This is a genomic window from Streptomyces sp. CA-179760 (assembly GCF_050937045.1).
Taxonomy (GTDB): domain Bacteria; phylum Actinomycetota; class Actinomycetes; order Streptomycetales; family Streptomycetaceae; genus Streptomyces.
Genome location: NZ_JBNJLZ010000001.1, coordinates 3,507,850 through 3,520,103 on the forward strand (window position 1 = coordinate 3,507,850; position 12,254 = coordinate 3,520,103).

The window sequence follows — 12,254 nt, forward strand, 5'->3', positions numbered from 1 at the left end:
TTACGGACGCAGCGTCATCTCACGCTGCGTGTCCCGCTTGTCGAGCTTCGCGTCGAACTTCGCCAGCGGCTTGGCCGCCTGCGGATCGGCCTGTACCGCGCCGGAGGCGACGCCGGCCCAGTCGAGGATGCGGGCGGTGGCGAGGGCCTTCTGTTCGGGCACGAGACCCGCGACGTTGGCCCCGTGGTTCATGCCCGGAGCGGTCATGACGTAGGAGTCCTTCGCGCCCTTGCCGACGTGGAACGGCTCGGCGCCCCACGGGTCGTTCTGGCCGTAGACGAAGAGCATCTGCCGGGCGTTGTGCCGGACCCAGGTGTCGACGTCCCGCATCGCCCCCCGCTGGAACTTCATGGGGATGTCACGCGGGACGAAGTTGCGGGGCGGCTGGTAGCCGTAGCGGATGTACTTCTTCTCGATGTGCGGGAACCGGATGGTCGGCGCGCCGAGCTGCGTGCCGGCCTGGTAGTAGTACGGCGTGTAGGTCGTCAGGCCCTGGTCGGCGTAGGCGGAGAAGCCGGAGATGGTGTCGACGGAGTTCCAGATGTCGTCGTCGGTGGCGTTCTTGGCGTCGGCCGGGATCTGGTCGCAGTCCTTCAGCAGGCTGTACTGCCAGAAGCCCCACACGTAGTCGAGGACGGTCGCCTCGTAGGCCTTGTCCAGGCTGCCGATGGTCTCGAAGGTGAGGCCGTTCTCCTTCGCGTAGGCCGCGTACTTCTTCTCCAGCGGCTCGCGGCGGACCAGTGCCTCGCGCTGCACACCGTTCAGCTTGTCGCGGCACTCCTTGGTGCCGACGCGCGCGAAGAAGCGGTCGTAGGCCGCGTCCCGGTCGTTCACGACGTCGTTGGGGGCCACGTAGGCGACGACGCCGTCCATGTCACGCGGGTAGAAGCGCTCGTAGTAGGTGGCGGTCATGCCGCCCTTCGAACCGCCCGTGGAGATCCACTTCTTGTCGTAGACGCTCTTCAGGGCCTTGAAGACGCGGTGCTGGTCGCTGGCGGCCTGCCAGATGTCCAGCTTGGTCCAGTCGGCCGGCTGGGGCCGGGACGGGGTGAAGAAGCGGTACTCCAGGGAGACCTGGTTGCCGTCCACGATCTGGGCGGGTTCGCTGCGGCGGGGCGTCGTGGAGACGTTGTAGCCGCTGGTGAAGAAGACCGTCGGACGGGCGACGTCCTTGTGCAGCACGGTGATGCGCTGCTGGAACGTGCCCTTGGACGGCTTCCGGTGGTCGACCGGCTGGGTGTAGTTCAGGACGAAGAAGCGGTAGCCGGTGTACGGCTTCTCCTCGACCAGGCTCATGCCCGGTATGGAGAGCAGCCTCTCCTTGATGTCAGTGGTGCTGCCGGTGCCGGTGGCCTCCGGCTCGGCGGCGGTGGCCGCTGACGCCGTGCCCAGTGTGCCTATGAGCACCGTGAGCGCCAGCAGCCATCTGAGCGCCTTGCGCATGCGCACTCCCCTGTGAGACAGATGTGCGCCGGAAGCTAGCGGACCAACTCACCGGAGCACCAGGGGACATAGGGAAAACCCTGTGCGCGGGCGGGGATTCAGCACAGAATCCAGCCGGTGCTGACGGACTTGGGGCCGACCTTGCCCTTGAGCCAGACGCAGCGGCGCCCGGCGTGCACGGTGACCGGTCCGGCGAGGTAGGAGTACCGTCCCTCGTCGACGACCGGGCGGTTGCCGCGCGCCTGCACGCTCACCGACATCTTCTTCTTCACGCCGGGCTTCTTGGTCACGGTCACGGCGCAGACATAGCCGCCGCGCTTGTAGACGTACACGGTGCCGGTGGAGAACGGCAGGGCGCGGACCTTGCGGCCGGGGCAGGACGCGGAGGAGGCGGCCTGCGCCTCGCCCGGTGCCACCACGGCGAGCAAGCCGGAGGCGGTCAGCACGGCCAGGCCGAGCGCGAGCCGCCGGCGTATCGCTCCACTGTCCACTGTTGTCCTCCCGTACCGCGTCGTGCGCGACCATCGGCGTACGGCTGTACGGACGCATGACGTATGCCGGACGGTTGCGCGACCGTGATGAAGACGCCCTCGCCGGGTGCCCGTCAGCGGGACGCCCCGACCGGCTCCTCCGGCTCGGCGGCGCCGATGAAGGTCCGCCACAGGTCGGCGTACCGGCCGCCGCGCGCGAGCAGCTCGTCGTGCGTGCCGTCCTCGGCGACCCCGCCGCGGTCCATGACGACGACCCGGTCGGCGCGGGCGGCGGTGGTGAGCCGGTGGGCCACGACGAGGGTGGTACGACGGCCCGCCAGGCGGTCGGTGGCCTGGTTGACCTGGGCCTCCGTGGCCAGGTCCAGGGCGGCCGTCGCCTCGTCGAGGAGCAGGACGTCCGGGTCGACCAGCTCGGCACGGGCCAGGGCGATCAGCTGGCGCTGTCCGGCGGACAGGTTGCGGCCGCGCTCGGCGACCTCGTGGAGGTAGCCGCCGTCCAGCGTGGCGATCATGTCGTGCGCGCCGACCGCGCGGGCCGCCGCCTCGACCTCGGCGTCGGTGGCGTCCGGGCGGCCGTAGGCGATGGCATCGCGGACGGTGCCCTGGAAGAGGTACGCCTCCTGCGGGACGACCCCCAGACGGTGCCGGTACGAGGTGAGGTCCAGGGAGCGCAGATCGGTGCCGTCGACGGTGACCCGGCCGCCGGTCGGGTCGTAGAAGCGGGCCACGAGTTTGACGAGGGTCGACTTGCCGGCGCCGGTCTCGCCGACGAAGGCGACGGTCTGCCCGGCCGGAATGCGCAGGTCGACCCCGCCCAGAGCCGCCTCCCCCTCGCCGACGGCGCCGTATTCGAAGTGCACGTCCTCGAACGCGATCTCGCCGCGCAGGGACAGGACCTCCAGGGGTTCGTCGGCGGACTTCGTCGACGTCGGCTCCTGGAGCAGCTCCTGGATGCGGCCCAGCGAGACGGTCGCCTGCTGGTAGCCGTCGAAGACCTGGGACAGCTGCTGCACGGGCGCGAAGAACAGGTCGATGTAGAGCAGGTACGCCACCAGCGAGCCGATCGCCAGCGTGCCGTCGTCGACCCGGGCGCCGCCCACGATCAGCACGGCCGCCGCCGCCACCGACGACAGGAACTGCACGAAGGGGAAATACACCGAGATCAGCCACTGACCCCGGATACGGGCCTGACGGTAGCTGTCGCTGCGCCCGGCGAAGCGCAGCCCGCCGTCCCGCTCGCGCCGGAACGCCTGCACGATCCGCAGCCCCGACACCGACTCCTGGAGGTCGGCGTTGACCACCGACACCCGCTCACGAGCCAGCTCGTACGCCTTCACGCTCGCCCGGCGGAAGAAGAACGTGGCGATGATCAGCGGCGGCAGCGTCGCGAAGACGACCAGCGCGAGCTCCACGTCGATCACCAGCAGGGCGACCATGATGCCGAAGAAGGTGACGACCGAGACGAAGGCCGTGACCAGGCCCGTCTGGAGGAACGTCGACAGCGCGTCGACGTCGGTCGTCATCCGGGTCATGATCCGGCCGGTCAGCTCCCGCTCGTAGTAGTCGAGCCCGAGGCGCTGGAGCTGGGCGAAGATCTTCAGCCGGAGCGAGTACAGGACCCGCTCGCCGGTACGGCCGGTCATCCGGGTCTCACCGATCTGCGCCGCCCACTGCACGACCACCGTGAGCAGCCCCAGCAGGGCGGCCGCCCAGACGGCGCCGAGCGCGGCCTGCGTGACGCCGGAGTCGATGCCGTGCCGGATCAGCACGGGCAGCAGCAGGCCCATGCCCGCGTCGGTGGCGACCAGGGCGAGGCTGACCAGCAGCGGCAGCCCGAAGCCGCGCAGCAGCCGGCGCAGACCGTAGGACTCCTCCGGCTGGACGGCACGCGACTCGTCGATGTCGGGGACGTCGGTGGCCGGGGGCAGCGCCTCGACCTGGGCGAGCAGCTCGGGGGTGGCGGGGCTCTCCGCGAGGGCCAGGTCCTTGCGCTCGCGGTCGCCGGTCCACAGCCGGGGGGTGACGCCGCGCTCGGCGTCGAACTCCGCGTCCAGCTCCTCCCGGACGGAGGTGTCCTCCTCGGGGCAGACGGGCTGGGTGTGGCCCGGGGAGACCCCGCCCAGCTCGTCGGGGTCGGTGAGCAGCCGCCGGTAGAGGGCGGAGCGGCGCTGGAGCTCCTCGTGGGTGCCGATGTCGGCGAGGCGGCCGCCGTCCAGGACGGCGATGCGGTCGGCGAGGTTCAGGGTGGAGCGGCGGTGCGCGATCAGCAGGGTCGTACGGCCCCGCATGACGCCCTTCAGGGCCTCGTGGATCTCGTGCTCGACCCGGGCGTCCACGGCGGAGGTCGCGTCGTCCAGGACCAGCAGGCGCGGGTCGCTGAGGATCGCGCGGGCGAGGGCGACGCGCTGGCGCTGGCCGCCGGAGAGGGTGAGGCCGTGCTCGCCGACGGTGGTGTCGTAGCCGTCGGGGAGTTCACTGATGAAACGGTCCGCCTGGGCGGCTCGGGCGGCCTTCTCGATCTCCTCCTGGGTGGCGTCCGGGCGGCCGTAGGCGATGTTGTCGCGGACGGTGTCGGAGAAGAGGAACGAGTCCTCCGGGACCAGCCCGATCGCGGACCTCAGCGATTGAAGGGTCAGCTCGCGCACGTCATGGCCGCCGACGAGGACGGCGCCGCGGGTGACGTCGTAGAAGCGCGGCAGGAGGAGGGAGACCGTGGATTTGCCGGAGCCGGAGGAGCCGACGACGGCGAGGGTCTCGCCGGGGCGGATCTGGAAGGACAGCCCGTCGAGGACCGGGCTGGTCTTGCCGTCGGCGGCTTCATAGCCGAAGGAGACGTCGTCGAACTCGACCGTCGCGGGGGCGTCGGCGGGGAGGTCCTTGGAGCCGTCCTGGAGGGAGGGCTCGGTGTCGATCAGCTCCAGGACCCGCTCGGTGCCGGCCCGGGCCTGCTGCCCGACGGTGAGGACCACGGCGAGCATGCGCACCGGGCCGACCAGCTGGGCGAGGTAGGTCGAGAAGGCGACGAACGTGCCGAGTGTGATGTGCCCGCGTACCGCCAGCCAGCCGCCGAGCGCCAGCATCGCGACCTGGCCGAGAGCGGGGACGGCCTGGAGGGCCGGGGTGTAGACCGAGTTCAGGCGGACGGTGCGCAGCCGCCCGGCGAAGAGCCTGCGGCCGACCTCCCGGAGCTTCCCGGTCTCCTGCTGCTCCTGTCCGAAGCCCTTCACCACGCGTACGCCGCTGACGGCGCCGTCGACCACGCCCGCGACGGCGGCGGCCTGGGCCTGGGCGTACCAGGTGGAGGGGTGGAGCCTGGTGCGGCTGCGCTTCGCGATGTACGCGAGGGCGGGGGCGACGGCCAGGGCGACCAGGGTGAGTGGCCAGGACAGCCAGGCCATGATCACCAGGGAGATCAGGAAGAGCATGAAGTTCCCGATGGTCATCGGGAGCATGAACAGCAGACCCTGGATCAGCTGGAGGTCACTGGTGGCCCGGCCGACGACCTGTCCGGTGGACAGCTCGTCCTGGCGGCGGCCGTCGAGACGGGTGATGGTGCCGTACATGTCCGTCCGCAGGTCGTGCTGGACGTCCAGAGCGAGGCGGCCGCCGTAGTAGCGGCGGATGTAGGTGAGGACGTAGACGACCAGGGCGGCGGCGACCAGGAGGCCGGCCCAGGTGGTCATGTCCCTGGTGTGATCGCTGATGACGTCGTCGATGATCACCTTGGTGATCAGGGGGACGAGGGCCATGACGGCCATGCCCGCCAGGGAGGAGCCGAGGGCGAGTACGACGTCCTTCGGGTGGCGCCATGCGTAGGCCCACAGTCGTCGTGCCCATCCCCGTTTCGGTGTCACACCGGTGCCTTCCATCCGTCCTGAGCTGCCGGAAGACACCAACGCGGTTGGGGGCGGATTTCATCCCGCCGTGGGGGATCGGTTGAACTTCGAGTGCGGGTGGGCGGGGGCTGGTCGCGCAGTTCCCCGCGCCCCTGAGCGGATGCCCGTACGCGGAAACGGGTCGTTCGGGCTGGGTTTTCGTTGTCGTCGCCGGCCAGTCTGGGCGGGGCCGGCGGCGGTCAGGCAGGTGGCCGCCGTCAGGCCGCGGCGCGCAGGGCGAGGTGGGTTCTCAGGGGCATGGGCGTCACCGTAGGGCGGGCCGGTGACGCCGAACAGGCCGTGCGGTGCAGGGTCAGCTCGCCGCCAGGTCCTTGTGGATGACCTTGGCCACGGCCTGGATGGTGGTGATGCCGTAGTTCATCGTGCTGTTGCCGTGGGTGAGCACGGTCATCACGTAGTCGTGGCCGCCGCCCTTGAACGCGCCGACGCTGTGCACCCGCCAGCCGTTCGTGGAGCGTTGCAGCCAGCCGTTCTTGACGGCGACGGTGACGCCCGAGGGCACCCCGTACGGCGTTCCCCAGCGCTGGGACGAGACGACTTGGCCCATCAACTTCAGGATGTAGGAACGGGAGTTGTCGCTCAGGACCGCGTTCTTGGCGGTGAGGAGCTTCAGCAGCTTCTGCTCGTCGGTGACGGTGATCTGGGTCAGGCCCCAGTAGCCGTTCGCGCCGGGCTTGGTCTGGGTCATTCCGGCGGCACTGAGGAAGCCCTTGATCTTCGTCATGCCGAGCTGCTTCCACAAGGTGGAGGTCGCCGCGTTGTCCGACTTGGTGATCATGGCCTTGGCGAGGGTGTTCTCGCGGTCGGTGAGATACCGGTTCGTCTTCTTCGCGTCCCAGAGCAGGGTGGCCAGAACGGTCACCTTGACGACGCTGGCCGAGTCGTAGGCGGAACTCGCGCGCAGCGTGCAGGTGGTGTTGGTGCTGCGGTCGTAGAGGCCGACGGCGACCGTGCCCTTGCGGCCGGCGAGCGCGGCGGTGATGTCCTTCTTCAGCTTGGCGGCGAGGCCCGCCTTGGCGGACGTACAGGTCACGGTCGGCGGGGCAGCGGCGGCGGGCGTGGCGGCGGCGACGAGCGGCACGAGCACACCCGTACCCACGGCCGCCGCCAGCACTCTCGCTCGGCGGGATATCCCAGAAGTCATGCACCCTTGACTCGCGGAGCAGGCCCAAAGGTTGTAGGCCTTGGTGAAGGCATGTACGAGTCGTTACCAGGGAGGCGGGTCAGGCCCCCGGTGGGCTGTCGGCCCGTGGAACTTCGCCCCGCTGACGGGTGTCTGAACCTGCCTGGAGATCGCTTACGGGCCGGTCCTCAGGTTGACGCCGCGAAAACGTCGATACCCGTGAGGTCGGCTGACAGCGCCCACAGGCGAGCGGCTTGTTCGGGGTCGGTCGCGTGTGCGTGCACGCCGCCCTCCGAGCCTTCGCCGGCCGGCTCGGCTATGTCGCAGTCCTCGCAGTACACGCCGCCCATGCCCGCCAGCCGGGGGGAGGTCGCCGCCCATACCTGCGTCGCCGCGCCCTGCCCGGGCGTCTTGAAGGTGGGATCGGTCGGGTTGCCGTTCTCGTCGATCCAGCCCGCGTCGACCATCTCCCCCTTCGCCAGGTGGCGCTGCAGCGGGGTGAGGATGCTGCCCGGATGCAGCGCGAACGCTCTGACTCCGGCGTCGCGGCCGAGCGCGTCGAGCTGCACGGCGAACAGCACATTCGCCGTCTTCGCCTGCCCGTACGCCTGCCATCTGTCGTAGCCACGCTCGAACTGCACGTCGTCCCAGCGCATGCCGGTGATGCCGTGGGCGCCCGAGGACACGGCGACCACGCGCGCGCCACCACGGGCGATCGCCGGCCAGAGGTGGTTGATCAGCGCGTGGTGACCGAGGTGATTGGTGGCGAACTGCGCCTCCCACCCCGGGCCGACCCGCGTCTCGGGGCAGGCCATGACCCCGGCGTTGTTGATCACGATGTCGACGTCGCGACCCGAGGCCAGGAACCGTTCGGCGAAACCGCGGACGCTTTCGAGGTCGGACAGGTCGAGGTCGTCGGTCTCGACGCCTTCGATGCCCTCGACCGCCTCCTGCGCGGCCGCCCGTCGCCGGGCGGGGACCACGACGCGGGCTCCGGCACCCGCCAGGGCGCGGGTCGTCTCCAGACCGAGTCCCGAGTAGCCACCGGTGACGATCGCCGTGCTGCCGGACAGGTCGATCCCGCTCAGGACGTCGTCCGCCGTGCTCCGGGCGCCGAAGCCCGATCCGATCTTGTGCTGAGGTGTCGTCATGACGGGGACGCTAGGTGCTGGACCGCACTCCAGGGCAAGGGCCGGTGACGGCGAACGTCCGGGTTCAGCGTCGCGTCTGTGCTGGATCACCCTCGATACCGACGGGGGATCTCCCCATCACGATCGTCGTTGCCGACGGCTGGGCCGCGTTGATCCGGCTCACCGGATCCGGTGAGCCGGGAGGAGTGATCGAGGCCGACACCACCCCCGTGACGCCCGGCCGGCAGGTCATCCACAGCCTGCTCCCAGACAGGACACAGTGCGCCCCCATCGGCGGTGTGCATCGTGCGGGGGTGACATCTGCCACCGAACCCCAGATCCGCACCGCCGAGCCCGCCGCGCCCCCGCCCGGGGACACCGCCGCCCCGCGGTGGTCGCTGCCCGCGCTGCTCGCGATCCTCGCCCTGGCCGCGGTGCTCTACTCCTGGAACCTGTCCGGCTCCAGCCTCAACAGCTTCTACAGCGCGGCCGTGCTGAGCGGCACGGAGAGCTGGAAGGCGTGGTTCTTCGGCTCGCTGGACGCGGGCAACTTCCTCACCGTCGACAAGCCGCCGTTCGCCCTGATGGTCATGGGCCTGTCGTGCCGGGTGTTCGGTTACGGCACCTGGCAGATGATGCTGCCGATGGTCCTGGTCGCGCTGGCGACGATCTGGATCGTGCACGCCTCGGTGAAGAGGGTGTGGGGCCACGGCGCGGCGACGGTGGCCGCGCTGGTCCTGGCCCTGACCCCGATCACGGTCGCCATCAACCGTGACAACAACCCCGACACGCTGCTGGTGTTCCTGATGGCCGGCGGCGCGGCGCTCGCACTGCGGGCCGTCCACAACGGCAAGCTGTCACCGCTGGTCGGCTCCGCGGTCTGCTTCGGCCTCGCCTTCAACACGAAGATGCTCCAGGGGTACATCGCGCTGCCCGCCGTCTTCGCGGTCTACCTGTACGCGGCGAAGCCGAAGCTCGTGAAGCGCGTCGTCAACCTCCTCGTCGCGGGCGTCGCGCTGGCCGTCTCCAGCTTCTGGTGGGCGGCGGCGGTCTCGCTCGTCCCGGCAGACGACCGCCCCTACATCGGTGGTTCGACGGACGGCACGGCCTGGGACCTGATCATGGGCTACAACGGCCTGGGCCGGATCCTCGGCGGCGAGGGCAACGGCGGAGGCGGCGGAGGCGGAGGCGGCGGCTTCTCCGGTACCGCGGGGCTCGGCCGCCTCTTCAACGACGTCCTCGGCGGCCAGATCTCCTGGCTGATCCCCTTCGCGGCCCTCGCCTGCGTCGGCGGACTGGTGCTGCGCGGCCGCGCCCCGCGCACCGACCTCACCCGCGCCGCGCTGCTGCTGTGGGGCGGCTGGACGGTCCTGCACTACCTGACCTTCGCCATGGCCGAGGGCACGATGCACCCGTACTACACGACCGCGCTCGCCCCCGGCATCGCGGCGTTGTGCGGAGGCGGCGGCGTGATGCTGCTGCGCGCGTTCCGTGCCGACAAGCGGTGGGCGTGGGTGCTGCCGGCCGGGCTGGGCATCACGGCCGTCTGGGCTGTCGTCCTCCTGCGGCGGGCCTCCGGCTGGAACACCTGGCTGTGGCCGGCGGTCGCCGTCGTCATGGCGCTGGCGATCGTGGGACTGCTCGTCTTCCGGTCCGCGTCCGGGACACGGGTACGGCTGCTGGCGGCATCCGTGGTGACGGCGGTCGTCGCCGCCGTGGCGGGTCCGGCGGCGTACGCCTGGTCGGTGCCGTCCGGTTCGAGCGGCGGCATGGGCGGTACGAACCCGACTGCGGGCCCGTCGACGGGCAGTGGCTTCGGCGGGCCCGGGGGCGGTGGCGGTGGCGGTGGCGGTGGCGGCCGGGGGTTCCCGGGCGGCTCCGGTGACGGCATGCAGGGTGGCGGTGGCGGTGGCCAGCAGGGAGGGAACGCCCAGGCGGGTGGCGGCAACGCCCAGGCCGGTGGAGGCTTCCCGGGTGGTGAGATGCCGTCCGGCGGGCAGGCCCCCGGCGGCAGCGGCGGCACGCCCCCGAACGGCAGCGGCACCGGCAGCGGCACCGGCAGCGGCAGCGGCAGCGGCAGCGGCACCGGCACCGGCACGGCCGAGAACGGCACGAGCGGCCGGCCCGGCGGTACGAGCGGTGGCCCCGGTGGCGGCATGGGCGGCGGCATGGGCGGTGGCGCCGGCAGTGAGCTCATCTCGTACCTGAAGAAGCACCAGGACGGCGCCAAGTGGCTGCTGGCCGTCTCCAGTTCGCAGGGCGCCGCCCAGCTGATCGTGAGCAGCGGGGAGCCCGTCATCTCCATGTGGGGCTGGTCCGGCTCCGACAAGGCGATGACCCTGGCCAGGCTCAAGGAGCTGGTGAAGAACGGCGAGCTGCACTACATCCAGCTCGGCGGCGGCATGGGCGGCCCCGGCGGCGGCAGCAGTGTCAGCTCCGAGGTGACGGCCTGGGTGCAGAAGCACGGCACGGCGGTGAAGGAGAGCGCGTACAGCAAGAGCACCAGCTCGGGCTCGAACTCGGGCTCCAGCTCCTCGTCGCAGTCGAACCAGTCGTCGAACCAGTCGGCGAATCGGTCGGCGATCTACCGCCTGGACCCGTCCGACGTCAGCTGAATCCCACGCGGTTCCGGACGAACGGCCCCCGACCCTCGGTCAGGGGCCGTTCCCCTGTCCCCGATCATGGACACCGGGTTCCGGCGAACGGGTGAAGGGAAACGCAGGCGTGGGCTACTGCCTGGAGATGAGCACCGGCGACATGCGGACGGTGGTGCGGCTGCTCACCGCGGTGGAGCGGACCGAGCGGCAGGAGCGCACGCTCGCCCGGGTGCGTACGGAGTGCGAGCGGACCGACGTCCGGTTCCAGGAGCAGGGCATCGACCTCGACGTCTCCATCGCCCAGGCCCTGGAGGAGCTGATCGAGGGCACCCCGAGCACCGACCTCTGCCCCTCGTACAGCTACGCCTTCTACCAGGCCGTCGCGGCGCACTTCTCCGACCCGACCGACCTGGGACAGTGGCGGCGGCCCTCGTGGTTCCACGCCATGGACGACGAACTGGCCCGGTACGGCGTACCGTCCGGCCTGCTCCCCGGCACGTTCCTGTTCGGCGGCCCGCCGCTGCGCCTCCCCCACCCGGGGGACGCGGTGCCGGCCATCGGGACCCTGCCGGCCCAGCGGGCCGCGGCCCTCGCCGGCGCCTACGCGTCCGTGCTCGACCGTCTCGATCCCGAGTACCGCGACGCGGCCCGCCGGTTCGCCGAGGTCATGCGGTTCGAGGCGGAGGAGTGGGAGAGTTCGCGGAAGCTCGGGACGAACCGGGACACGATCCTCTTCTGGTTCCACTGACCACTGCGGGAACTCTTGACGCCGTCCTTCCCATCGGGATACTTGCGGTCGACAGCGGGCCCAACTGCCGCGCCAGCGAGGAAAGTTCATCCATTCCGGTCTGATACCACCGACGGGCCCGCATGTCCGAGATCCCGAACGCCGTACGAGGTTTCGCCCCCACGCGTCACGGCCACCCCCACAGGAGGATCCCCCATGAGCCCACGCAAGGCAGTCGTCGCCGCCTTGGCCGCCGCACTGCTGGCCGGCCCCGGCGTCGCCGCCCAGGCCGCCACCCCGCAGCCGCAGACCACCGCCGCCCCCGCCCCGGCCCGCGACCGCGCCGCGGCGGCCACCATCACCTGGTCCCTGGTCCGCGCGAGCAACCCCACCGAGGACCAGCGCTCGGCCTACGACCTGATCACCAAGGCCATGAACGCGGCCGTGGCCCGCTACAACAACCTCAGCGACCTGGGCAAGACCCTCACCGTCCGCTACGAGCCGGGCGTCCCCACCGCCGACGGCAACATCAACGGGACGATCCGCTTCGGCAGCAACCGCAGCTACATGAACGAGCGGACGGCCCTGCACGAGATCTCCCACACCATCGGCGTGGGCACCAGCTCGGGCTGGTCCCGCCTCGGCGGCAGCGGCACCTGGACCGGCGGGCAGGCCACCGCCCTCGTCAGGCAGTACGACGGCTCCGGCGCCAAGATCTCCACCGGCGGCGGGCACTTCTGGCCCTACGGGCTGAACTACGACAACGAGTGGTCAGGCACGGCGGCCGACCGGCACGTCCACATCGTCGCCGCGATGGTCCGCGACGGCCTCTAGGCCGTGTTTCAAG

General features: G+C 70.9%; 8 protein-coding genes. 3 read left to right on the forward strand and 5 right to left on the reverse strand.

The window, feature by feature from the left end; all coding sequences use genetic code 11:
* The 5 genes from ACQEV8_RS15695 to ACQEV8_RS15715 all read right to left on the reverse strand — a co-directional run bounded on the left by ACQEV8_RS15695 (position 1) and on the right by ACQEV8_RS15715 (position 8,104).
* Positions 1–1,443, reverse strand: a complete 1,443-nt coding sequence (locus tag ACQEV8_RS15695) for a S28 family serine protease (protein WP_432960591.1) — start codon at positions 1,441–1,443, stop codon at positions 1–3.
* A 98-nt stretch (positions 1,444–1,541) separates the two neighbouring features.
* The gene (locus tag ACQEV8_RS15700) at positions 1,542–1,934 is read right to left on the reverse strand and encodes a hypothetical protein (protein WP_432960593.1); all 393 of its coding nucleotides are present in this window, start codon (positions 1,932–1,934) and stop codon (positions 1,542–1,544) included.
* Between the two features lie 113 nt (positions 1,935–2,047).
* Positions 2,048–5,788, reverse strand: a complete 3,741-nt coding sequence (locus ACQEV8_RS15705) for an ABC transporter ATP-binding protein (protein ID WP_432960595.1) — start codon at positions 5,786–5,788, stop codon at positions 2,048–2,050.
* 334 nt (positions 5,789–6,122) lie between these two features.
* Positions 6,123–6,974, reverse strand: a complete 852-nt coding sequence (locus ACQEV8_RS15710) for a serine hydrolase (RefSeq protein WP_432960597.1) — start codon at positions 6,972–6,974, stop codon at positions 6,123–6,125.
* Between the two features lie 167 nt (positions 6,975–7,141).
* Positions 7,142–8,104 (reverse strand): SDR family NAD(P)-dependent oxidoreductase, encoded by a 963-nt coding sequence (locus ACQEV8_RS15715; protein ID WP_432960599.1) that lies wholly within the window; start codon positions 8,102–8,104, stop codon positions 7,142–7,144.
* A 293-nt stretch (positions 8,105–8,397) separates the two neighbouring features.
* Between ACQEV8_RS15715 and ACQEV8_RS15720 the strand changes: the two genes are divergently transcribed.
* The 3 genes from ACQEV8_RS15720 (at position 8,398) to ACQEV8_RS15730 (ending at position 12,241) form a co-directional block, all read left to right on the forward strand.
* Positions 8,398–10,698, forward strand: a complete 2,301-nt coding sequence (locus tag ACQEV8_RS15720; protein WP_432960601.1) for an ArnT family glycosyltransferase — start codon at positions 8,398–8,400, stop codon at positions 10,696–10,698.
* Positions 10,699–10,807: 109 nt separating this feature from the next.
* Positions 10,808–11,428 (forward strand): DUF7691 family protein, encoded by a 621-nt coding sequence (locus ACQEV8_RS15725; RefSeq protein WP_432972718.1) that lies wholly within the window; start codon positions 10,808–10,810, stop codon positions 11,426–11,428.
* Between the two features lie 195 nt (positions 11,429–11,623).
* Positions 11,624–12,241: a hypothetical protein gene (locus tag ACQEV8_RS15730; protein ID WP_432960603.1), complete on the forward strand. Its 618-nt coding sequence runs from the start codon at positions 11,624–11,626 to the stop codon at positions 12,239–12,241.
* Positions 12,242–12,254 lie beyond the last annotated feature (13 nt).